This window comes from Streptomyces sp. NPDC048734, from assembly GCF_043198675.1.
In the GTDB taxonomy this organism is placed as follows: domain Bacteria; phylum Actinomycetota; class Actinomycetes; order Streptomycetales; family Streptomycetaceae; genus Streptomyces.
This window is the reverse complement of the sequence record NZ_JBICUZ010000004.1, coordinates 495,354-518,782: the sequence shown is the minus strand read 5'-3', so window position 1 is coordinate 518,782 and position 23,429 is coordinate 495,354. Positions and strand designations below refer to the sequence as shown.

At 73.3% G+C, this 23,429-nt stretch carries 17 protein-coding genes; 7 read left to right on the top strand and 10 right to left on the bottom strand.

Annotation, left to right across the window (positions count from 1 at the left end):
• Positions 1-34 precede the first annotated feature (34 nt).
• Entirely contained in the window at positions 35-1,030 is a 996-nt protein-coding gene (locus ACGFQC_RS14705) for a hypothetical protein (protein ID WP_363092183.1), read from the bottom strand.
• Positions 1,031-1,351: 321 nt separating this feature from the next.
• On the opposite strand from ACGFQC_RS14705, the gene ACGFQC_RS14700 reads away from it, so the two are divergent.
• The 4 genes from ACGFQC_RS14700 to ACGFQC_RS14685 all read left to right on the top strand — a co-directional run bounded on the left by ACGFQC_RS14700 (position 1,352) and on the right by ACGFQC_RS14685 (position 8,346).
• Entirely contained in the window at positions 1,352-2,791 is a 1,440-nt protein-coding gene (locus ACGFQC_RS14700) for an FGGY family carbohydrate kinase (protein WP_363092184.1), read from the top strand.
• Between the two features lie 457 nt (positions 2,792-3,248).
• On the top strand, positions 3,249-4,667 hold the full coding sequence (locus ACGFQC_RS14695) for an FAD-dependent oxidoreductase (RefSeq protein WP_363092185.1): 1,419 nt from the start codon (positions 3,249-3,251) through the stop codon (positions 4,665-4,667).
• Positions 4,668-5,058: 391 nt separating this feature from the next.
• Positions 5,059-6,411 carry an FAD-dependent oxidoreductase gene (locus ACGFQC_RS14690; protein WP_363092186.1) on the top strand — a complete coding sequence of 451 codons (1,353 nt, stop codon included), beginning with the start codon at positions 5,059-5,061 and terminating at the stop codon, positions 6,409-6,411.
• Between the two features lie 39 nt (positions 6,412-6,450).
• On the top strand, positions 6,451-8,346 hold the full coding sequence (locus ACGFQC_RS14685) for an ABC transporter ATP-binding protein (RefSeq protein WP_363092212.1): 1,896 nt from the start codon (positions 6,451-6,453) through the stop codon (positions 8,344-8,346).
• Between the two features lie 184 nt (positions 8,347-8,530).
• On the opposite strand, the gene ACGFQC_RS14680 is transcribed toward ACGFQC_RS14685, so the two are convergent.
• The gene (locus ACGFQC_RS14680) at positions 8,531-9,622 is read right to left on the bottom strand and encodes a MerR family transcriptional regulator (protein WP_363092187.1); all 1,092 of its coding nucleotides are present in this window, start codon (positions 9,620-9,622) and stop codon (positions 8,531-8,533) included.
• Between the two features lie 212 nt (positions 9,623-9,834).
• Between ACGFQC_RS14680 and ACGFQC_RS14675 the strand changes: the two genes are divergently transcribed.
• Complete coding sequence (locus ACGFQC_RS14675; RefSeq protein ID WP_363092188.1) at positions 9,835-11,487, top strand: N-6 DNA methylase; 1,653 nt, start codon at positions 9,835-9,837, stop codon at positions 11,485-11,487.
• 9 nt (positions 11,488-11,496) lie between these two features.
• On the opposite strand, the gene ACGFQC_RS14670 is transcribed toward ACGFQC_RS14675, so the two are convergent.
• The 5 genes from ACGFQC_RS14670 to ACGFQC_RS14650 form a co-directional block, all read right to left on the bottom strand.
• On the bottom strand, positions 11,497-13,653 hold the full coding sequence (locus ACGFQC_RS14670) for a UvrD-helicase domain-containing protein (RefSeq protein WP_363092189.1): 2,157 nt from the start codon (positions 13,651-13,653) through the stop codon (positions 11,497-11,499).
• 40 nt (positions 13,654-13,693) lie between these two features.
• Positions 13,694-14,956 carry a restriction endonuclease gene (locus ACGFQC_RS14665; protein ID WP_363092190.1) on the bottom strand — a complete coding sequence of 421 codons (1,263 nt, stop codon included), beginning with the start codon at positions 14,954-14,956 and terminating at the stop codon, positions 13,694-13,696.
• Positions 14,953-16,779, bottom strand: a complete 1,827-nt coding sequence (locus tag ACGFQC_RS14660; protein WP_363092213.1) for a DUF4357 domain-containing protein — start codon at positions 16,777-16,779, stop codon at positions 14,953-14,955. The genes ACGFQC_RS14665 and ACGFQC_RS14660 overlap by 4 nt, the downstream gene beginning before the upstream one ends.
• Positions 16,780-16,987: 208 nt before the next feature.
• Positions 16,988-17,395, bottom strand: coding sequence for a hypothetical protein (locus ACGFQC_RS14655; protein WP_363092191.1), 408 nt, complete (start codon positions 17,393-17,395; stop codon positions 16,988-16,990).
• Entirely contained in the window at positions 17,392-19,845 is a 2,454-nt protein-coding gene (locus ACGFQC_RS14650; protein WP_363092192.1) for an AAA family ATPase, read from the bottom strand. The genes ACGFQC_RS14655 and ACGFQC_RS14650 overlap by 4 nt, the downstream gene beginning before the upstream one ends.
• Positions 19,846-20,155: 310 nt before the next feature.
• Between ACGFQC_RS14650 and ACGFQC_RS14645 the strand changes: the two genes are divergently transcribed.
• Positions 20,156-20,353 (top strand): hypothetical protein, encoded by a 198-nt coding sequence (locus ACGFQC_RS14645; protein ID WP_363092193.1) that lies wholly within the window; start codon positions 20,156-20,158, stop codon positions 20,351-20,353.
• Positions 20,350-20,889, top strand: coding sequence for a hypothetical protein (locus ACGFQC_RS14640; protein WP_363092194.1), 540 nt, complete (start codon positions 20,350-20,352; stop codon positions 20,887-20,889). The genes ACGFQC_RS14645 and ACGFQC_RS14640 overlap by 4 nt, the downstream gene beginning before the upstream one ends.
• A 340-nt stretch (positions 20,890-21,229) precedes the next feature.
• Here the strand turns inward: ACGFQC_RS14640 and ACGFQC_RS14635 are convergent, their stop codons facing one another.
• The 3 genes from ACGFQC_RS14635 to ACGFQC_RS14625 are packed head-to-tail and all read right to left on the bottom strand — an operon-like array spanning position 21,230 to position 23,375.
• Positions 21,230-21,541 carry a hypothetical protein gene (locus tag ACGFQC_RS14635; protein ID WP_363092195.1) on the bottom strand — a complete coding sequence of 104 codons (312 nt, stop codon included), beginning with the start codon at positions 21,539-21,541 and terminating at the stop codon, positions 21,230-21,232.
• On the bottom strand, positions 21,541-22,929 hold the full coding sequence (locus tag ACGFQC_RS14630) for a hypothetical protein (protein ID WP_363092196.1): 1,389 nt from the start codon (positions 22,927-22,929) through the stop codon (positions 21,541-21,543). The genes ACGFQC_RS14635 and ACGFQC_RS14630 overlap by 1 nt, the downstream gene beginning before the upstream one ends.
• On the bottom strand, positions 22,926-23,375 hold the full coding sequence (locus tag ACGFQC_RS14625; RefSeq protein ID WP_363092198.1) for a hypothetical protein: 450 nt from the start codon (positions 23,373-23,375) through the stop codon (positions 22,926-22,928). The genes ACGFQC_RS14630 and ACGFQC_RS14625 overlap by 4 nt, the downstream gene beginning before the upstream one ends.
• Between the last annotated feature and the right edge of the window lie 54 nt (positions 23,376-23,429).

Sequence of the window (23,429 nt, the reverse complement as noted above, 5' to 3'; positions counted from 1 at the left end):
AAGGGGGGGCGAGCGGGTGCGTGATGACGGTCCGTCAGTCGGACACGGGCGGCGCGGCCCGGTGACTGCGGGTGCGGGCCTGGAGGAACACCTGCGCGGCCCGGCCGTGATCGCCGGGCACCTCGGTGCGGTACGCCCAGGGCAGGGGTGTGCAGTAGGGGCCGATCGCGTCGAACACCCGTGCCGCGTCGGCGAATCGGTGCGCACCCCACAGCGCGTGGGCGAGATGGTTCAGGTCGAGCGGGGAGCGCTCGGCGGCGTTGCTGTGCCCGAACCACGCGGTGTGCGCGTGCAGCGCCTCACGGGCGGCGTCGTCGGCCACCCAGTGCAGGTCGAGGGCGGCCTCCCGCCCGCCGCCGCGCCGGTAGCGCTCGACCCGGACGTACAGCGGCAGGACGTGCAGCGCCGAGCCCGGCGGGGCGCTCCGGGCGGCCAGTTGGGCGAATCCGGCCGCCTCCGCCAGCCGCCCGGACGCCGCACGCGCGTAGAGGAACTGGAGCATGCGGTGGTGGGCCTCCCGGTTGTGCGGGTCGCGCTCGACGGCCGCCTCCAGCAGCCCCCACGGGCCGGGCGGCAGGGTCGGGTCCGGCGGCGGCGCCCGGTGCTCCTCCCACGACTGCTCACGGTCCAGCTGGGCCAGGGCCAGCAGGCACACCCACGGCACCGGGTCGGCCGGCGCGGCACGGGCGGCGCTCTGGCTCACGTCCCAGGCCTCGATCCACAGTTCGTGCGTACGGCGGTGCCGCTCGCGGTGCGCGCGCAGCGCCCGCTCGACGGCGACCCGCGCCGCCATCACGGCGGCCGGCACGCTGTCCGGCTCCTCGGCCAGCCAGGCCCGGACCACATCGGTCCCGGCCGCCCCCGCGGCGAGCACCTGGGTGCGCTGGGTCCACTGCCACCACCGCGTCGTGCGCTCCAGCAGGGTCCGCATCGACAGCCAGCGGCCGGCGCGCACCTCCTGCAGGGCCGCCCGCAGTTCGCCGTCGTGGCCCGCGGGATCGTAGGCGGGGCGTGCTCCGTCTCTGGCCATCAGCCGCTCGCCCCCGGTCGGGGATGGGGCGGGACGGCAGGGTGGAGTAACAACAGCCCTCCTCGGGGCGGCAGATGAGGAGATCGCCTGGGACGGCGGTCACTATAGGGCCCGGCCCGCACCCCTCACACCCGTTTCCGGATCGATCCGACCAGGCTTGGTGATACTGCAACTGAGCGGTGATCAGGCGGCGTTGGAGTGGCCGGATCGATGCAGGTGGGGACGGCCGGCGCCTCTTGACGGGGCGGGCCGCCCGGCGGCAGGCTGAGGCCGCCGATCACCGACGGGGCCAAGGCCGCCGATCACCTGGAAAGGGGCGTGATGACGGGTCCGGTACTCGCCGTCGACCAGGGCACGTCCGGCACCAAGGCCCTGGTCGTCTGCCCCGAACGCGGCGTCCTGGGAACCGGCTTCGCGGCCGTACGCCCCCGCCACCTGCCCGGCGGCCTCGTCGAGGTGGACCCGGCCGAGCTGTACGCCTCGGTGCTGGACGCCGGCCGGCGCGCGCTGGCCGAGGCCGGTGAGCCCGTCATCGCGCTCGGCCTCGCCAACCAGGGCGAGACCGTCCTCGCCTGGGACCCGGCGACGGGCCGCCCGCTCACCGACGCCCTCGTCTGGCAGGACCGCCGCGCGGCCGCACTGTGTGCTGAACTCGCCCCGCACGCAGAAGAGTTACGGCGGCTGACCGGTCTGCCCGTCGACCCGTACTTCGCCGCCCCCAAGATGGCCTGGATCCGCCGCCACCTGACCACCGGGGGAGTCGTCACCACCAGCGACGCCTGGCTCACGCACCGCCTCACCGGCGCCTTCGTCACCGACGCGGCGACCGCCGGCCGCACCCAGCTCCTCGACCTCGACCGGGTCACCTGGTCCCCCCGCGCCCTCGGCCTCCACGGGCTGGACGGGGAGCGGCTACCGGAGATCGTCGACAACGCCCAAGCTGTAGGGACCACCAGCGAGTTCGGGTACGACATCCCGCTCACCGGCCTCGCCGTCGACCAGCAGGCCGCCCTCCTCGCCCAGCGCGTCACCGCACCCGGCACCGCCAAGTGCACCTACGGCACGGGGGCGTTCCTCCTCACCCCGACCGGCGGCACCCCCCGACGAGGCACCTCGGGCCTGGTCAGCTGCGTCGCCTGGCGGCTCGCCGGACGCGCCGACTACTGCCTCGACGGCCAGGTGTACACCGCCGCCTCCGCCGTGCGCTGGCTCACCGACCTCGGCGTCATCGCGGGCGCCGCCGACCTCGACACCGTCGGCGCGGCCGTACCCGACAGCGGCGGCGTCACCTTCGTCCCGGCGCTCGCCGGACTCGCCGCCCCCTGGTGGCGCGGCGACCTGCGCGGCTCCCTGACCGGACTCGGCCTGGACACCACCTCCGGACACCTGGTGCGCGCCCTGTGCGAGGGCCTGGCCGCCCAGGTCGTCGAGCTGGCCGAGGCCGCGGCGGCCGACCTCGGCACCCCCCTGACCCTGCTGCGCGTCGACGGCGGCCTGACCCGTTCCGCGCTGCTCATGCAGACCCAGGCCGACCTGCTGCAACGCCCGGTCGAGGTGTCCGCCCTGCCCGACGCGACCGCCCTCGGCGTGGGCGCCCTGGCCCGCCTCGGAGCCACCGACGGCACGACCCTCGCCGAAGCGCTCCCCGAGACCGAGCCGTCGGCGGTGTACGAGCCCCGTGTCACGGCCGACGAGGCGGCGGACCGCCTGGGCCGCTTCCGCGCTGCGGTGACGGCCCTGCTGGACGGTGCCCCGGCGTGACGATGACTACGGAAGGCCTGCGGGGTGGTGGTCTGGTGGTGATGTCGGCCGCCGAGGGTCCGCGGGGCGGTGCCTCCGGGGTGATATGGGCCGCGGACGGTCCGCGGGGCGGTGCCCCTGAGGTGACGGCGGCTGCCGAAGGTCCGTGGGGCGGTGCCTCCGGCACGGCGGCGGACGCGGACGGTCCGTGGGGCGGTGCCTCCGGGGTGACGGCGGCCGCCGAGGGTCCGCGGGGCGGTGCCTCCGGGGTGATGTGGGCCGCGGACGGTCCGCGGGGCGGTGCCCCTGAGGTGACGGCGGCTGCCGAAGGTCCCTGGGGCGGTGCCTCCGGCACGGCGGCGGACGCGGACGGTCCGTGGGGCGGTGCCTCCGGGGTGACGGCGGCTGCCGAAGGTCCGCGGGGCGGTGCCTCCGGCACGGCGGCGGACGCGGACGCTCTGCCGGACGGTGCCCCGGCGTGACGGTGACCGTCGAAGGACCGCTGCCCACGGACCCGTACGACGTCGTGATCGTCGGCGCCGGGGTCGTCGGCTGCGCCGTCGCCCGCGAACTGGCCCGCCGGCCCCGCCTGAAGGTCGCGCTCGTCGAGGCCCAGGACGACATCGGGCAGGGCACCTCCAAGGCCAACACCGCGATCCTGCACACCGGGTTCGACGCGGTGCCCGGCTCCCTGGAGGCACGGCTCGTCCGCGAGGGCGCGCGCCTGCTCACCGCGTACGCCGCCGAGTCCGGCATCCCCGTCGACCCGGTCGGCGCGCTCCTGGTGGCCTGGGACGACGAACAGCTCGCCGCCCTGCCGCGCCTCGCCGAGAAGGCCGAACGCAACGAGTACCGCGACGCCCGCCTCCTCGGACCGGCCGAACTCCACGCACGCGAACCCCACTTGGGACCCGGCGCGCTCGGCGCCCTGCACGTGCCCGGCGAGAGCGTCGTCTGCCCGTGGACGACCCCGCTGGCGTACGCCACCCAGGCGGTCCGGCACGGAGTGGACCTCCACCTCAACTCACCGGTGACGCACGTGAGCCGACAGGGCGGCGTCCACGCACTCGGCACCGCCCGGGGCACCCTGCGCGCCCGCCGCCTCGTCAACGCGGCCGGGCTGCACGCCGACACCCTGGACACCCTCCTCGGCCACGACGACTTCACCGTCACCCCGCGCCGCGGCCAGCTCATCGTCTTCGACACCCTCGCCCGCGGTCTCGTCCGCCACATCCTGCTGCCCGTCCCCACCGCCCTCGGCAAAGGCGTCCTCGTCGCCCCCACCGTGTACGGCAACGTCCTGCTCGGCCCCACCGCCGAGGACCTCGACGACAAGCGGGCCACCGGATCCACCGCCGAGGGCCTCGCCGCCCTGCGCGCCCAGGGCGCCCGCATCCTGCCCGCCCTCCTCGACGAGGAGGTCACCGCCGTCTACGCCGGCCTGCGCGCCGCCACCGAGCACGAGGACTACCGCATCACCGCCCACCCCGACGCCGGACACGTCACCGTCGGCGGCATCCGCTCCACCGGCCTCACCGCGTCCCTCGCCATCGCCGCCCACGTCACCGCCCTGCTGGCCGACGAGACCGGCCTCGACCTCGGCCCCGCCCGGCCCCTGGAGCCGGTGCGCATGCGCGACCCGCGCCCGGCAGCCGCCCGCATCGCCGCCGACCCTGAGTACGGCACCCTCGTCTGCCACTGCGAGCACGTCTCCCGCGGCGACATCCGCGACGCCCTCGCCGGTCCGATCCCGCCCCGCACCCTCGAGGGCCTGCGCCGCCGCACCCGCGCCCGCGCGGGCCGCTGCCAGGGCACGCACTGCGGCCCCGAGGTCCGCGCCCTCCTGGCGCAGGCGACGGCCCTGGCGGCCCCGCCGGTGAAGACGAGGCCGGCATGACGGCCGCACGCGGGTTCCACGTCGTGGGGCCCGGCGCGGGGTACGGCCGGCTTGGCGTGGGGTACGGCCGGTCTGGTGCGGGGTACGGCCGGCTTGGCGTGGGGTACGGCCGGTCTGGTGCGGGCTACGGCCGGCTTGGCGTGGGGTACGGCCGGTCTGGTGCGGGGTACGGCCGGCTTGGCGCGGGGTACGGCCGGTCTGGTGCGGGGTACGGCCGGCTTGGCGTGGGGTACGGCCGGTCTGGTGCGGGGTACGGCCGGTCCGGCGCGGGCCATGACCGGTCCGGCGCCTCCCGCAGCCCCGGCCGCGGTACCTACGGCGGTGCTTCTGCCCGGTCCCTGCCTGCGCAGGCGCCTGCGGTGCCGCCCCGGCCGGGGGAGGCGAGGCCGGCGTGACGGCCGCACGCGACGTGGACGTCCTGATCGTCGGCGCGGGCCCCGCCGGACTCGCGGCCGCCGCCCGCCTCGCCGCGGCGGGAGCCGGCCGCGTCGAGGTCCTGGACCGCGAACGACGGCCCGGCGGCACACCCCGCCACTGCGCGCACGGCGGCTACGGCACCCTCCTGCACCCCCTGAGCGGCCCGGCGTACGCCCGCCTGCTGGTCACCGCCGCCGGGCGGGCCGGCGCCACCGTCCGCCCCGGCGTCACCGCCCTCGACTGGGCCGGCCCGCTGTCCCTGCACACCGTGAGTCCCGACGGCCCCGAGACGCTCACCGCACGCGCGGTCGTCCTCGCCACCGGCGCCCACGAACGCCCGCGCGCCGCCCGCCTGGTGCCCGGCACCCGCCCGGCAGGCGTCCACACCACGGGTGAACTCCAGCGCGCCGTCCACCTCCACGGGCAGCGCATCGGGACACGGGCCGTGGTCGTCGGCGCCGAGGACGTCTCCTACGCGGCGGCCGACACCGTACGGGCCGCGGGCGCCACCGTGGTGGCGATGCTCACCGAGCACGCCCGCCCGCAGACCGCCGCGGCCCGTGCCGCCGACTCCCGCCTGCGCCACGGCGTCCCCCTCCTCACCCACACCACCGTCGCCGAACTGCTGGGCCACGGCCGCCTGTCGGGCGTGCGCGTCCGGCACCACGACGGCCGGACGGCCGTACTGCCCTGCGACACCGTCGTGTTCACCGGCGACTTCGTCCCCGACCACGAACTGGCCCGCCGTGCGGGCCTGTCGCTCGACCCCGGCACCCGCGGCCCCGCCGTCGACGGCGCCCTGCGCACCTCGCGGCCGGGCGTCTTCGCCGCCGGCAGCCTGCTGCATCCCGTGGAGAGCGCGGCGACCGCGGCCCGCGACGGCGCCCACGCGGCGGGCGCCGTCCTGGACCACCTCACCCTCACCGGTGCCGGTGCCGGTGCCGGTGCCGGTGCCGACACCCGCACCGGACGCCGCCCTGCCGGCACCGGACACCCGTCCGCCGTCCCCCTGACCGTGGCCCCGCCCCTGCGCTGGATCGCCCCGAACCGCGTCACCCCGGCCGACCGGCTCCCGTACGTCCTGCGCACGGCGACGGAACTCACCCGGCCGGTCCTGCACGTCACCCAGAACGGCCGGGTCCTGCACCGCGAACGGCTGCGCACCGCACTGCCGAACCGCACCCTGCGCCTGCCCGCCGACTGGACCCACCGCGTCGACCCCGACGCCGGTCCGGTCCGGGTGACGGTCTCCCCGCACGGTGTCTTCCCGGACGGCGTCTTCCCGGACGGTGTTTCCCCGCCCGGCGTTTCCCTGCCGCCGGGTTGACCTCAACTCCGGTCGAGGTCCTACGGTCCCCCCATGAGCATGGAGACCACCGCCTGGACGCAGCTGTACAGCGTCATGCACGCCCGGCACGAACGCCGCCCCTTCAACCGCGTCACGCTGCGCCGCATCGGCGCCTTCGCCCGCCCGCACCGCCGCCGTATCGCCGCCTTCGTCCTCATCGGGGTGGTGACCGCGCTGTTCGCCGTGGCCACGCCCGTCCTCGCGGGCCGCGTCGTGAACACGATCGTGTCGCACGGCGAGGCCGCGACCGTCGTCCGGCTGGCGCTGCTCATCGCGCTGATCGCCGTGCTGGAGGCGGCGTTCGGCATCCTGGGCCGCAGGCTCTCGGCGGCCCTGGGGGAGGGGCTCATCCTCGATCTGCGCACCACGGTCTTCGACCACGTGCAGCGGATGCCGGTGGCCTTCTTCACCCGCACCCGCACCGGCGCGCTCGTCTCCCGCCTCAACAACGACGTCATCGGCGCCCAGCGGGCCTTCAGCAACACGCTGTCCGGAGTGGTCAGCAACCTGGTCACCCTGGTCCTCACCCTCGTCGTCATGCTCACCCTGTCCTGGCAGGTCACCCTGCTCGCGCTGGTCCTGCTGCCGGTGTTCGTGGTGCCGGCCCGGCGCATGGGCCGCCGGATGGCCGAGATGCAGCGCGAGGCGGCCGCGCTGAACGCGGTGATGGGCACCCGCATGACGGAACGCTTCTCCGCGCCCGGCGCCACCCTCGTGAAACTCTTCGGCCGTCCCGAGCAGGAGTCCGCCGAGTTCGCCGAGCGCGCCGCCCGGGTCCGTGACATCGGCGTCCGCACGGCCACCGCCCAGTCGGTGTTCATCACCGCCCTCACCCTGGTGTCGGCCCTGGCCCTCGCCCTCGTCTACGGCCTCGGCGGCCGGCTCGCGCTGGACGGCACCCTCGACCCCGGCGCCGTCGTCGCCCTCGCCCTGCTGCTGACCCGCCTGTACGCCCCCCTCACCGCGCTCGCCGGGGCACGCGTCGAGGTGATGAGCGCGCTGGTCAGCTTCGAGCGCGTCTTCGAGGTGCTCGACCTGAAGCCGCTCATCGAGGAGAAGCCCGAGGCCCGCGAGGTGCCCGAGGGCCCGGTCGCCGTCGAGTTCGACGACGTCCGCTTCGGCTATCCCTCCGCCGACAAGGTCTCCCTCGCCTCCCTGGAGGAGGTCGCCGCCCTCGACACCCGCGACGGCGCCGAGGTCCTGCACGGCGTCTCCTTCCGCGCCGAACCCGGCCAGACCGTCGCCCTCGTCGGCTCCTCCGGCGCCGGGAAGTCGACGATCGCGCAACTGCTCCCGCGCCTGTACGACGTCGACGAGGGCGCCGTCCGCATCGGCGGGACCGACGTCCGCGACCTGAGCGCCCGTTCCCTGCGGGCGACGCTCGGCATGGTCACCCAGGACGGCCACCTCTTCCACGACACCGTCCGCGCCAACCTCCTCCTCGCCCGGCCCGAGGCCCCCGAGGACGACCTGTGGGACGCCCTGCGCCGCGCCCGCCTCGACGACCTGGTCCGCTCCCTGCCCGACGGCCTGGACACGGTCGTCGGCGAGCGCGGCTACCGCCTCTCCGGCGGCGAACGCCAGCGCATGACCATCGCCCGCCTGCTGCTGGCCCGCCAGCGGGTCGTCATCCTCGACGAGGCCACCGCCCACCTCGACAACACCTCCGAGGCGGCCGTCCAGGAGGCGCTCACCGAAGCCCTCCAGGGCCGTACCGCCGTCGTCATCGCCCACCGCCTGTCCACCGTGCGCTCCGCCGACCTGATCCTGGTCGTGGAGTCCGGCCGGATCGTGGAACGCGGCACGCACGAGGCCCTGCTGGCGGCGGACGGCCGGTACGCCCAGCTGTACCGCACCCAGTTCGAGAAGCCGGGGACGGCGACGGCGGGGACGGCGGTGGCGACGACGGCGTGAGGCGGGCCCACCGGTACGAGGAGGTGCCCGCCGGTACGCGGGTGCCCGCCGGTACGGGACGCCCGGCGCGGTCGACCGGGGCGTGGCCGACGCCGGTCGGTCCCGCCACACCGACGCCGTGCCCGGCCCGTCGGGGCCGGGAGGCCGAGTCCTCCGGCTCAGTCCTCCGGCTCAGTCCTCTGGCTCAGTCCTCCAGCCGGACCGGCATCAGGACCGACAGTGAGCCCTCGTCGTCGGGCCGGCGGATCGTGATCGGCGCCGTGGGAGCGTCGACCTGCAGCACCAGCCGCTCCCGGGCCCCGGCGGTGAGCGCCTCCAGCAGGAACGCACGGTTGACGGCGACCCGGTCCGGGCGCTCGTCACCGTCCGCGCAGACGGTCACGGTGCCGTCGTCCTCCACCCGGAGCAGGCTGAGGTCCGCGCCGGTCTCCTCGGCGGAACGGACGGGGCCGGTCTCCAGCGCCGTACGGAAGGCGGCCACGTCCACGAGGGCCGTGCGCCCGCCGGCCGGGGGGAGGAGCCGGCGGTACTCGGGGAAGTCGTGGTCGAGGCACTGACCGGCCGCCTGCCGGTCCCCCGCCTCCAGCGTCACCCGGCCGCCGTCGACCGAGAGCGTCACCCGGCCGTCGTCGTCCGAGAGCCGTACCGGCCCGTCGTCGAGCAGTGCCCGCATCGCGTCCGCGAGCGGGGCGGGCACGACGGCCTGCACACGGCTCCCCTCGTGGCCGGTGCCGTCGGCCCGGGCGACGGCCAGGCGGTACCGGTCGGTCGCCACGACCTGGAGCCGCCCTGCCTCGATGTCGAACAGGACACCGCCCAGCATCGGCAGCTCCGGGTCGGTACTCACCGCGAAGCGGACGGCGTCCAGCGCGGCGGCCAACTCGGGTGCCGCGACGGACAGTCGGGCGGTGGCGGTACGAACTGAGGTCATGGGGTTCTCCCGGTGATCGAGGACTGCTCGGAGTGCGGAGAACTCGCCGCGGGCGTCGGACAGCCCCTGGGCGAGCCGGCGCAGATGCGCGTCGAGGAGTTTGCTGACGAGGCCGGTGTCCGCGCCGGACCAGCCGGCCAGCACCAGCCGCACGTCGGCCAGCGGCATCCCGGCCCGCCGCAGCCGCGCCAGCAACCGGGCCTCGCCGAGCTGTCCGGACCCGTACCAGCGGTAGCCGCTGACCGGATCCACCCAGGCCGGCACCAGCACCCCGGCCCGGTCGTAGAACCGCAGGGCACTGACCCCGAGCCCACTGTCGCGGGCCATCTCCCCGATACTGCGCATCTCGCTCTCCACACCCGGGACTGTGCTCCCTCGACCAGGTCGAGGGTCAACCCGGCCCCGGCCCCGGCCGTTCCGGCGGCGCTGCGCGAATGCCGAGGAGAAGTCCGGCTTCCGGATCGTTCGGATACACGTCGCACCTTGGGGCCTATTGTTAACGGCGTCAACAAAAGCATGCATTGGACGGCGGGACCCGCCCGTGTACGGTTGCCGGTATGACGGAAACCCCTGCCCCCAAGGCCGGCCCGTTGGTCACCGGTTCGGAGATCGCCAGGCTCGCGGGCGTCACGCGCGCCGCCGTCTCGAACTGGCGGCGACGTTACGAGGACTTCCCCGCACCGTCCGGCGGGGGTGTCAACAGTCCGCTGTTCGACCTGGCCGAGGTGCAGGCCTGGCTGGACCGGCAGCGCAAGGGGCAGGACGTCTCGGTGGAGGTGCAGCTGTGGCAGGCGCTGCGCGGGGTCTACGGCGACGACCTGGTCGGCGGCCTCGTGGATGTCGCCCGCCTGCTCGCCGGGGGAGAAGCTTCCGAACGGCTTCACCCGGACGTCGTCCGGCTCGCGCGCGGCCTGGCCGACAGCGGTGGCGTGGCGGAGGCGGTGAGCGCCCTCGCGGAGCGCTTCATCGACTCCGTGCGCCGTGCCGGATCGGACCAGATCACCTCGCCGCGCGTCGTCCGTGCCATAAGCCACTTCGCCGGTGAGGTCGCGCCGGACGCGACCCTGTTCGACCCGGCCTGCGGCATCGGTTCCCTCCTGCTCGCCGTGGGCCCGGAGCAAGGCCCCAGGCGCTGCGGACAGGAGTCCGAGGCGCGACGGGCCCAGTTCGCGCAGCTGAGGGCCGACCTCACCGGGCGCGTCGACGTCGGCATCGTCCCGGGGGACTCCCTGCGCGGCGACCGGTGGACGGACCTCAAGGCCGACCTGGTCGTCTGCGACCCCCCGGTCGGTGAACCCGACTGGGGCCGCGAGGACCTGCTGCTCGACCCACGCTGGGAGTTCGGCACCCCCTCGCGTGCCGAGGGCGAACTCGCCTGGCTGCAGCACGCCTACGCGCACACCGCGCCCGGCGGCCGGGTCCTCATGGTCCTGCCGGCCTCGGTCGCCTACCGCAAGGCGGGCCGTCGTATCCGCGCGGAGCTCGTACGACGGGGCGTCCTCATCCAGGTGACCGCCCTGCCGTCCGGTACGGCGGCCTCGCACGCTCTTCCGGTCCACCTCTGGCACCTGCGCCGCCCGCGGACCCCGGAGGACGCCGTCACCGCTGTCCGCATGGTCGATCTGACGGCGGTCGATCCGGACGGCTCACTGGAACCGGGCCCCGAACAGGTGGCGGACGTGCCCCTCATCGATCTGCTCGACGACGTCGTCGACCTCACGCCCGGCCGCCACGTCGACGATCTCCGGCGCGACTACGCGGCGGAGTACCGGACGTTGCGAGAAGAGCTGACCGAACAGGTGCGGCTGCTCGCGGAGTTACTGCCGGCACTGATCGAGGGGGACGGCCCCGGCTCTTCGGACGGACCCACCGTGAGCGTCGCGGACCTCGCGCGCGCGGGGCTGGTCGAGTACGGCGATCCGGAACCGGTGTCGATCAGCGACCAGTTGGACACCGACTACCTGCAGGGCTTCCTGCGCAGCACGGCGAACACCCGGCGCTCCACGAGCGCCAGCGGAACGTTCCGCCTCGACGGCAAGGGCGCCCGCATCCCGCAGATGGACATCACCGAGCAGCGGCGGTACGGGGCGGCCTTCCGCGCGCTCCAGGAGTTCGAGGAGCGGGCGCGGAGAGTGATGGAGCTGAGCCGGGACGCGGCGGCCCTGGCGAGGGACGGCCTCGGCAACGGCGCGCTCACCCCGGAAAGGTGACGGGAACCGTCAGACCGCCTGGCCCGTGAGCTGACGCGACCGGGGCACGAACGAGCTGGCCGACCCGCTCCAGGTCACCGCCAGCGCCTCCCGGGCGCGCGTGCACGCGACGAACAGCAGGCACCGCTCCCGCAGCAGATCCGACTCGCGCTGCAGCGCGTCCACGGAGGCCGGGGTCACCTCGCGGGCGAACGGCACCGCGCTCGCCGTCACGCCCAGGACGGCGACACAGCGGAACTCCAGCCCCTTCATGGCGTGCATGGTGGCCAGCCGCACCCCGTCCTGGTCGGGCCCCGGGTTGTCCCTGACCCGGACCACTGGGACCCTGGCCGCGGCCAGCTTGTCGTACGCCTTGTCGAGCAGCACGTTGAACCGCGCGCACACCCCGATCTCCGACGGCCGGATGCCCTGGGCGATCCAGCCCTCGACGCGCTCGACGAGCGCGGCGACCTCCGCCTGCTCGGAGCCGTACCCGTCCACGTGCGGCCTGCGCCCGTGCAGCAGGGAGCGGTAGCCGGCCAGGGTGTCACTGCCCTCGCCGCCCAGGTCGTCGACCGAGACCGGGCTGAGGATGCCCGTCGACCAGATCAGGATCTCCTCCGTCGAGCGGTAGTTGATCCGCAGCCGGTGCGTCCGGCCGGCCACCGAGATGCCCAGGGAACCGAGCGACACCTTCGAGTCGTAGATGCGCTGGTGCGGGTCGCCCGTGATGAACAGGTCGTCGCCGCCGGGCGCCACCGCGCCGCGCAGGACACGCCACTGCGCGGGATGCAGGTCCTGCGCCTCGTCGACCACGACGTGGTCGTGCGTGGGCCCCGAACCGGCCAGGAGGTCGGCCGCACGCGCGCACACCTTGAGATGCGTGGTGGCCCTCTGGACCCGCAGCATCGACTCGAACAGCTCGACGCCCGACCACAGGTGATCGCGTCGCGCCGACGGCAGCGCGCTGCCGCGACCGCGCCGCAGGGCCGCGCGGTAGGCGTCGGCGGTGCGCAGGTCCTGGGCAAGGACGACGTGCCGGTACTCCTGGGCCAGGAACTGCTCCGTCCACGGCAGACCCAGCTGCCTGACGGCCCGCTGCCACAGCTGCCGCTCCTCCCGGTCGTTCACGGGGGAGGGGGACCTGCCGTCGAGCCGGGTCACGACGCCGTGCGCGTAGGCGTCGACCGTGGTCACGTCGACGCGGCCGAGCAGCGCCTCGTCCCCGTCCAGCAGCAGCGACAGGTTCTCGCGCAGTGAGCCCGCCAGGGCGTTCGTGTAGGTGGTCAGCAGGATGCGGGTGCCGGGCGAGCGGGAGAGGAGGTGCTTGACGCGGTGCAGCGCCGCGACCGTCTTGCCCGTGCCGGGACCGCCGGTGATCTGGACCGGGCCGCCGTACGACATCCGGTAGGCGACCCGGCGCTGCGAGGGGTGCAGGAACACCCGCCAGGCCGCGAACGGCTTCTCCAGGATGTCCGCCAGCTCTTCGGGGCCGCTGACCAGGGTGATGCGACTCCTGGTGTTGGCGATGGCGACGGCGAGGCTCTCGTCGGGGTCGGGGCCCGCGTCGACCGGACGGCGGACGGCGACCACGTCCCGGTACACCTCGTCGGGACCGAACCCTTCGGCGAGGTACTGGAGCACCTCGCACTGGTCCTCGGGCAGCAGCGTCTCGAACGCCTTGAGCTGCGCCTTGTCGACGATGGTCCGCACCGCGCGCAGCACCTGGTCGTCGATGCCCAGTTCGCGCAGCACGCCGTCCGAGTACTTCGCGAAGAGCAGGGAGTCGGCGGCGGCGGCCGCCTTCTCCAGCGCCGGGGTCAGCTGTTCGAGCGCGACCACGTTGCGGACCTCGAGCGCGCGCGTCGCGGAGTTCGTCGTGTACAGCCTCTTGGCCGCCCAGGTGTACGCGTCGTCGTGCCGTACGACGTTGACGAGCAGGAACACGTCACTGCCGTCGTCCGGGGCCAGGACGACCCCGCGCCAGAAGTCGTTGACGCGGATGGTCCGCATGCGGGTGTCCTGCGCGTTCTGCACGGACTCCAGGTGGAGCCCCTTGTCCGCGTGCAGCTCGGGCACGGAGAGCAGCTGGAACTTCTGCATCGCCTTGCGCACGCCGGCCTTGACGGGCTTCTCCAGGGAGTCGTAGCTCTCCCAGAAACTGTTGGCGAACGCGAGCTGCGGCACGAGGTGAACTCCCCACCCTGGACGGACACTCCGCAGTCGATCATACGCGCGGGGTGTTCACCAGCCGCTGGGCCACCTCCGCGATGTCCGCGAGCAGTCCGGGGGGATCCTGGTCCAGGTCGAGAGCGTGCTGATGGATGGCGATGCCCGCGTGACGCACCCGGTGGGCGGCGTGCGGGGCATTGCCTCTCGCGTACACGAGGTGACCCTCGCGCAGGCCGAGGGCCGTGCAGTACGCCAGCATCTGGTACAGGTCGGCGTCCGGGTAGCCGTCCCGTTTCTCCGCCTTGTACTTGGCGTCCACGACCGCGCACGGCATGCCGTCCGGCCCGTACAGCACGAGGTCCGGCTTCATGCGGATCGCGGCGGCCTCGTCGAGGTGGTGCGGGTCCTGGAACCGGACGGTGTGCCCCGGACCCACGGCCTGGAAGGCCTCCCGCAGGGCGACCGTCACGAAGTCCTCGAAGAGCCTGTTCATGTCGAACAGGAACCCGTCGATGCGCAACCCGCCGGGAGCGTGCTCGGCGGAGACGCCGTCCAGGACCGCGCGGGCGAGGTGCAGGGCGTGGTGGTACCGGGCGTTGAGGCGGGTGGGCAGCCAGTCGGGGATCGGCTGCCCGCGCACGATCGCGGTCACGTCGGCCAGCCGGGCGCGCTGGTGCGACAGCCTGCGGCGCACGTCGCGCGGCACCCCGGGCAGCCGGAGGAGACGTTCGACGGCCGCACGCAGGACGCGGTTCTCCGCGATGTCGGTGGTGAACTCGTCGTACGCCACCTCCACCGGCGGCATCGCCCCGAAGCGCCGCCGGATCTGTTCGGCCTCCCTGATCCGGCCGCGGACGACGAGCGCGGATTCCTCGGTCGCCCGGTAACCCTGCAAGAGCCCTTGCCGCAGTGCCCGGTCCACCTGCCGCTCCACGGCGTGGGCGAGCGCCGGCAGCAGATCGCGGTGCTCGGCGACCTCGACCTCCCCGTCCCGCCGGCCCTGCCGCGGATCGAGCGTGTAGCCGAACAGGAAGAAGAGCCGGGCGATGGGCACCTTGGGGGTGACACGGACGGTGACCGTGGCCCCGCCGTCCGGTGCCGTGACGGCCACGGCCCCGACCCTGCTCCCGGCCCGCAGGGACCAGAACCCGGGCGTGTACGGGTCGGGGACCGCGTCCACGACGTCGGAAGCGGCGAGGGCCCGGCCGACGGCGTCCGGCAGGGCGAGACGGGTCGCCGGCCCGTGCTCGACGAGTTCGACGGACCGCACGGCCTCCACTGCGTCCACGGCCTCCACGGCGTCCACTGAGGACGTCACCCCAGCGACTCCCGCAGCGCGGCCAGCCCGTACCGCTTCTCGACGTCCACGCCCTCCCCGTAGTGGTGCTCCTCCAGCAGGGGCAGGATCTTCGTCCGCCAGGTCCGCTCCAGGCCGCCCTCCCGGTAGACACCCTTCTTCATCAGGTAGGAGGGCCCGATGCGGAAATCGGCCTCGTCGACGCGCGAGTTGAGCGCGTCGAGCAGGTCGGCGGGCTCCGCGTCCCTGCCCTCCCTGGCCAGCCAGCGGCGCAGCAGACCGCGCGTGGGCTCCGTACGCGGCGACAGCTCGACGAAGGCGAAGCGGCGGCGCATCGCCGCGTCCACGAGGGCGATGGACCGGTCGGCGGTGTTCATCGTGCCGATGACGAACAGGTTCGGCGGCAGCGCGAAGTCGTCACCGGAGTAGGTGAGCCGCACCGACTTGTTGCGGTACTCCAGCAGGAAGTACAGCTCGCCGAACACCTTCGCCAGGTTGGCCCGGTTGATCTCGTCGATGATCAGGAAGTGCGGGACGCGCCGGTTGCCCTCGCGGGAGGCCAGGTCGGCGAGTTCGCGCAGCGGGCCCGCGGTGAGCCGGAAGGCGACCTCCCTGGTCTGCGGGTCCTCCTGGGGCCGGAACCCCTCGAAGAAGTCCTCGTAGGCGTACGACGGGTGGAACTGCACGAGCTTGACCTGCTCGGGCCCGCCGCCGAGGAACTCGGCGAGCTTGAGGGCGAGGTAGGTCTTGCCGGTGCCGGGCGGCCCGTACAGCACCAGCTGACGGTCGTCCCAGAGTAGATCGCGCACCTCGCGCAGCCACCGGGCGTCGTGCACGAGGAGTTCACCGGCCAGTTCGTCGGTCGGCTCGGGCAGTTCGAGCTCGCGGCGGGCGGTGATCGCCGGGATCTCCGTGCTGGGGTCCCGCTCTATGGCCTCCGCCTCCTCGGCCAGTTCCTGGTCGGACCGGCCCAGTCCTTCGATGTGCGCCTGTACGGAGGTGAGGTCGACGACGTCGTGCTGGACGGACAGCTTCTGCTGCAGTTCCTCCGGCAGGTCGTCGTACGGATAGCCGGCAGCCTCCCACTCGACCGGTCGCCGCAGGTTGCTCCGCCCGTCCTCCGACGCGACCTGTTCGACCTCACCCGCGATCTCCCCGGCGTACAGCCGACCGCCGGAGATGGTGCACACGGTGTCTCCGGGTTTCATACGGGAGAGGAAGGCGTGCAGGTCCTCGACGAGCTGCTGCTTCTGGCTGTAGGTGGCGGTGGCCTCGTAGTCCTCCTGGACCAGGGTCCGCAGCTCGTCCTTGCTGACGCCCTGCCCGACGCCCTGCCGGAGACGGGAGGCGGCCAGCGTGACGCGGCCTTCGGGGAGCCACATCCTCTGGACCAGGTCCAGCCCGGTCACGTTCGACCCGCGTACCAGCCAGGGACGGTTCGGTCCGTGCCACACCGCCGCCATGAAGTCGGACAACGGCGCGCCGTCCTCCGTCCGCCATTCCTTCCACCCGTTGCGCGGGGCGCCGACCAGGAGGACGGCGGCGAACGAGGGCGAACCGACGACCACGTCCTCGGTCAGCTCCAGCCAGCCGGGCCACCGGGTCGAGAGTACGAGCACGCCCCGGGCCTTCAGTTCCTCCCGGTGCTTGAACGGGGCTTTGAAGTGTGTGGAGAGCGACGGCGTCACATGATCCCGGGCCGGGGACCCGGCCCGGATCAGGAACCTCCGGCTTCCGTTGGTGCCCGTCTCGTCCAGCAGCGCACCGCGTGCCCGGCCGATGCCGTCGCCGTTGGGCAGACGCAGATGGAACTCCGGATACGTCGCGGACTCGGCCACGGACATCACTCCCCACTCGGACACCGTCTGACGAGAACGATAGGTGCGACCACCGACAGATCGGTCCCGGGCCGGGACGCGGGTGCCGTTTGCGTGGAGCGCCGCAGGGCGGCAGCGCCTCCGTCGCGCGAGTCCCCCGCGCCGAGCCGGACCGTCCGCCGGTCCGGCCGGAACAGGCAGGCCCGGTCGTACGACCGGCACGCGATGTGCCCGGTCAGGAGCCCGCCGTCGGCCTGACCGCGGCCGTGCCGGTTCCGGGCCGCAGGGCCGGCAGAAGGCCGGTGACCTCCAGCAGGCGGGTGCGGATCTCGGCGGGGGAGGGCGGCAGTTCACCGGTGCGGTAGTGACAGGCCGAGCTCAGCGCCGACCAGGTCGTACGGCACCTGCGGGCGGTGTCGTGGCCCGCGTACCACTCCAGGCAGAGCATGCGGTGCTTGCCGACCCGTGTCATCGACGGGGTGACGCCGAGCCAGTAGGCGTCCAGGGCCTGGTCGAGGGCCATGCGGAGCAGGATCGCGGCGGCGCGGGCGCGCAGGCCGGGCGTCAGCGTGCCGGCCGTCCCGGGGCCGGGGGACAGCAGACGGCCCGCGGCGGTCACGAGGGTCTCCGGGGACACGGTCACCGGGCACCTCCGGCACTCTGGACTCCCGCGCCCTGGACTCCCGCGCCCCGTCGGACGGCCGTGACGAGCGCCTTCGTGCGGCGTACGAGATCCCTGCGGCTGTCGAGGGTCGGCAGGGGCGTGTGCGCGCCGGAGTTGAACGCCGTGATCAGTGCCCAGCCGCCGGGGCAGATCCGTTCGACGGCCTCGCGGGCGTGCTGCCGCTCGTCGCCCAGCAGGGCGAGGGCCACGTACGTCTTGGTGCGGTCCAGCGAGCCGATCCGCTCCTCCACCTCGCGGATGCCGAGGCCGTCCTCGTCGCGCAGCCTGCGACGCGCGGTCTCCAGACAGGCCGCCTCCAGGGCCCTGCGGCACATCGCGGGCAGCACGTGATCGGCCACGTCCTGCGGTACGCCCGGGTCCAGGGACACGGCGCGGGCCTCCGTCAGCGCCTGTTCCACGGGGTCGCTCGCGGTCTCGACGCCGACCACCGAGTCGTTCCCGCGGGTGACGTGCAGGACGGTCGCCCGGATGCCGAGGTGGTCGACGGCCTGCGCGAGACGGGTGTCGTGGGTGAACACGATCACCTGCCGGTCCCGGGCGCAGGCGTCGAGGACCCGGGCCAGCCCCTCGACCTTCTCGGGGTCCATCGACTGCACGGGGTCGTCGATGACGAGGAACCCGAACGGGCTGTCCGCGTGCGTCGCGCGCGGCAGGAACAGGGAGAGCGCGAGGGAGTGCAGCTCCCCCTGGCTCATCACGCTGTACGCCGGGGCCGCCATGTCGTCCACGGAGACGTCGAGAACGACCCTGCCGCGCCCGGGAGTTCCCGCGAGGGTGACGGACCCGAGGCTCACGCTGCTGTGCTCGCACAGCCGCTGCCACACCTCCTGGGACCGCAGGGCGAAGGGCCGCAGCCGTTCGTTGCGCAGCTCGTCGATGATCGGCCGCAGCCAGGCGCGGGCCTTGCGCGCGTGCGGGAGGCGGACGCGGGCCGCCTCGGCCGCCTCCGCCACGCCCAGCCACTCGGCGAGCCGCACCGCCACCGGCTGCCACGCCTCGTCGTGGTCGGAGAGCCGCCTGGTGTGGTCCTCCCGCACCTGCCGGCACGCGTCGTCCAGGACCGCCGCCGCGCGCTCGGCCCGGTCCGCCAGCTCCCGCGGATGGGTGATGTCGCGGCACAGCGTCCAGTCCCGCCAGACCGGCACGAGCGGAGTGTCCTCGTCGCGCAGCCACACCGGAACCGGCTGTACGAGGTCGTGGACCGCCCGCAGAGTGGTCGCCACGGCCTTCCGGGCGGCCTCGGCGGCGACCGCCTCCGCCTGGAGCCGCTCCACGTCGGCCCGCGCCTGTTCCGCCCATGCCCGGTCGAGCCGGTTCTCACTGCCGCAGACCGGACAGTCCGTGCTCCCGGAGCGGTGGCGGTGGTCCAGCGCCGCCTCCAGCAGCCGGGCCAGGCGACGGGCGTCCTCGGCGCTGCCGTACCGGGCTTCCTCGGCGTCGGCCGCGGCCTCCCGCAGCCGCGCGACGGCTCCGCCGACCTCCCGCAGGTCCGGCCCGGCGAGGCTCGCGTACCGCCGCAGCCTGGAGAGTTCGGCCTCGGCCGCCGGGGAACGACTCTCCAGCAGGGCCCGCACCCGTACGAGGTCCGGCGTGGTCCCGGACAGCGCCGAGGCGGCCTCACGGGCCTTGGGGCCGTCGATCCGGGAGAGGTCGCCGAGGAGCTTCGCCGTGAGGGCCTTCCCCGCCTTGTCCGCCTTGTCGTACTCGCTTACCGCGTCCTTGACCCGCGTGTCGAACTCGGCGAGCAGTTCGAGCCCGAGGAGCCTGAAGAAGGCGTCGTGCAGGTTGCCGAGCGTGCCGTTGATCATGGAACCGAGTTCGCTGTACGGCAGGAACGGCCTGGCGAGCTCCAGCGCCCCGGTGTCGAGAACCTCCTCCAGCTTCCGCTCCGAGCCGTCCCGCCCCTCGACCCGCGTCCGCGCCTCGTCGACCTTGTCGCCGTGCCAGGTCCGACGCACGGTGACGGCCTCGGCCCCCTCGCCCACGGACAGTTCGACGCAGACCTCGGGGGTGACGTCGGGACTGTGGAGGTTGCGCCAGCCCTTCTGCCAGTCCCCGGCCCGCCGCCCCTCCCAGCGGGAGTTGCGTCCCGTGATCGCGGTTTCGGCGGCCTCGGCGAAGCTCGACTTGCCGGACCCGTTGGGCCCCGCGACGACCACCAGGCCGGGCCCGGGCGGCAGTTCGAGGGTGGCCCGCGGCCCGATACCGCGCCAGCCGGCCGCGGTGATGGACCGGAGCTGGACGGGACCGGCCCGCCCACCGCTGTTCCCGACCTCCTCCTCCGGGAGCAGTTCGATCAGCAGGTCCCGCGCGGCCGGGGTCAGGCCGGGGCCGGCGAGGCGGCCGAGAAGGAGCTCGCGAAGGGAGCCGGAGGCGGCGGGAGGGGGCTCGGGGGGCTGGTGACTCATGTGCGGTTCCTTGGTGCCTGGCACGACGAAGGTGTGCGGCGCGGACTGATGGGGTGTCATGTTGCCGCGAACGAGCATGGCAAGGTCGCGTTAGCAGTGTCAACACAGTTGTGAAACTAGTGGAGTTCGAATTTGTGTACGCCTTTCGAACGTGTGGCCATCGAGGCGTGAGCTGTGCGGAAGGGAGGTCGCCGCGACGTCGGGACCGGCGGCGTTTCACCTCGGTGAGGGGCACTGCACCGGCAACTCTGTCCGTATTCCGCGCTGTTGATGACGTGGCACGGGAGTCGGTGATCGGAACGGGGAGACGATGACGTTCGGCGACTGGTCCCTGGCCGTCGGCAGCGGCATGACGAACACGACGGGTACGGTCACGGTCGTGCCGGGTGAGAACGGCGAACCCAGGATCGGTCTCGACTACCAGGTGAACGTGTGGGACCGGTGCAACTGGGACCCGGGGCGCGACGGGACACGCACCGATCCGGGTCGGAACGGGGACGCCCGATGACGCGGACACCCCACGACTCCCGAGTGAAGCGCGTCGTCCTCGCCGCCGACGCGGTGGCCGCGCTCTGTCTGACCGGCCCGGCCCTCGCCGCCTGCTCGGCCACGGCCGAGTCCCGTGCGGCCGACAGCACCGGCGAAGTGCCCGGCTGGGACGACGAGGCCACCCCTGCGACGGTCAGCCGGCAGATGAACATCGGCCTTCCGTCCAAGGCCGCCGACACACGTGCGGCACGTCAGAACGGATTCCAGGACGACGGGCTGCTGCTGGCCTTCACCCTCCCCACCTCCGGCGTGAACGGCTTCGTGGAACAGCTCCGACCCGAAAGGGAGTTGAGGCAGCGTGACGAGCCCCGCGAGAGCGTCGCGAAGCTCATGACTTCCTTCTCCCACCTCGGACTCCCCGAACCCGAGTCGTTGCCGGACGTACGGGAAGGGCAGGTCTGTGCCCCCTGCGGCGGAGACTTGAACTCCCTGGCGATCGCGGTGCACAGGCTGGACGACAGCGAGAGCCGGATCTACCTCAGGGCAGTCGACTGACGAGAATGTTTCGGCGGTCGGCGGTCGGCGGTCGGCGGTCGGTGGCTCTGCCCGGGACTCCTGCTTCACACCGACCACCCGGTCATTTTCCGGAGGGTGGGGAGAGGACTAAACGTTGAGCCGAGTGACCACCGTAGTTCCGGCACCGAAGGGGAAGCGCCGGCGACGCCGTACCAGGACGCGGGTACCGTTCGCGCGGATCGCCTCCCACGCCTGACCCGGCGTCACCGCCCGGTCGCCATTCGTGGAACGACCGTACGGCGCACCTGGGCCCGAGGGGGGTGCGATCCACGAAGTCGACCCGCCTTGCGCGGTGCCGACACACGTGACGGTGGTGGGGCTAACCGCCCACGGCCCATCGCACTCCCGCGACCACGCCCAGCAGCAGGGCCGGAAGTATCCACCACCACGAAATAGTCCTGCGCACCGAAGGCGCCAGCCACAGCGCCGCCGCGGTTCCGGCGGCCGCGAGGGTGACGACGCACGACAGGACGATTCCGGCGTACGCGTCGTCGTCCCAGGTGCCTGACGGAGTGATGGTCAGTGCCGTCCAGCAGAAGTACGCGGCGATGAGGGTGAGCAGGGTGAGCGGCACGGCTAGGACCGCGCGGAGGCAGCCGCGGTCGTCGTCCACGGGGGAGGGGGCGTTCATCAGCGCAGTGCGTTCCTTGCCTCGTCCAGATTGTTCGCGAACCCACGCCCGTAGGCCTGGGCGTCGTCGGTCTGCCAGTACGGCCCGCCGTTGTACCGCGCGGCGAGTTCCTGGTACTGGGCCGGTGTCATCTCCTCGGCCGGCACGTCGGCGAACTCGCTCTCCGCCTTCAGCTGGGCCAGATACTCCGAGGCGATGAACATGTTCTGCGCGGGGTCCTGCAGGGCTGCTTCCACCGTGCCGCGCTGCTGGTCGGTGAGGTGCTCGGGGTCGTAACCGAGAACCTCGGCACCACGTCGCACCTGGATGGCGATGGGGCCCATGGACGTGTTGTCGGGGTCACCGCCGAGGCGCCACGGCAGGCTCTCGGGAGCGATCGGGCTCAAGGGAGAGTCCGCCTGCTCGCGGATGGTGTCGGTCATGTCGTCCAGGATGCCGGGCTGCCCGCCGATCTCCTGCCACGCGATACCGGCGACCATGTCCGGCGGCAGCCCCGAATTCCGTGCCGCGGCCTTGATGATCTCCTTGTTCGCCGCGATCCAGTCGGCCCGCTCCTGTGCGTTGGACGGCGGGCTCCAGTAACTGTCCGTCGCGCCGGGAAGGTTGGCGATCCGGAGGCGGATGTCCCGCAGGGTCGGGGAGACGATGTCGTCGCCGGCGACGGGATAGTAGTCCTGCTTGGGGCCGCTGCCGGGCAGCCGCGTCAGCGGGTTCGTGCTCGCCTCGGCCGCCTCGCGCCGCAGCTCCGAGATCGCCGAGACGATGTCGACACGTTGGACGAAACCCATCCGGAAGTCCGGCAGCAGGTCGTAGGCCTGCTTGAGCTCGTGCACGCAGATCTCCCGCGCCTCGTGCTCCGTGGTCCTCGCCAGGTGGAAGTCCCCACCGGCGGCGCCGTGCAGCCGGTCCGCGTCCTCGCGGATGTCGTCGACGTCCATGGTCAGCTCGGCGAAGAAGTCCATGACACCGGTGGTGGCCCGCATGTCCTCCCACTGGCGCATCGGCTCCGCCTCCTGGGCCTCACGGGTGATCGCCGTGCCCTTGGTGTGGATCAGTTCCGCGAGGGCCTGCTCGCTGGCCTTGCCGTTGGAGTAGTGGGCCTTGGCGACCTCCAGCGCGAACGCGTAGCCACGCAGAGCGCCGGCGGCCTTGGCATAGCCCTCCGCGAGCTGCGCGATCAGCTTGCGCCCCTCGGTGAGACGGGCTTCGTAGTGCTGACTGCCCTCGCTCTTCCACTGCGTGTGCTTCTCGGCGCGCTCGGCGGAGGGGTCGACCGACACGAGCATGTCGTGCAGGCGCTTGAACTCGTCCGCGTTCCGCTCCACGAGGGGCGGGTTGCAGTCCTCCAGGAACTCGACGTCCTTGCGGTGACTGATGCCGCTGCTCATCGCGCCTCCGGGGCGACGTACTGGCCGTATTCCAGGACGGTGTCCAGGAAGTGCTGGGCAGTGTCGTCCTCGATCTTCACGAAGCCGCTGCCGGTCGTCCTGAGGCGGGTGGACAACGCCGCGAACAGGGCGACCGCGTCCAGGTACTGGTCATCGGCGAATCCGGCGAACCGCGCCACCTGCCTGGCCACGTCCTCGGGCGTCCGGGGTTCCCGGGCCATGGTGGTCAGTTCAGCATCGGGCCTGCCCTCATGGAGGAAGCCCGCGATCTCGATCAGCAGATTCGCGTTCCCGTTGATCGACTCCGCCTTGGCGACCAGGGAACCGGCAGCCGGGGCGACGGCCCCGCCGCCTCCGTCCGCCGGCAACTGGTCGATCTGCATCCCGGTCCGCTGACGCGCCAGTGCGTCGGCCTTCAACTGGGCCCATTCCTCTTCGAAAGACAACCTGTTCCCCCTCCAGCCCGTCACCTCGAACAACCAATCGATCATGCCATTGGA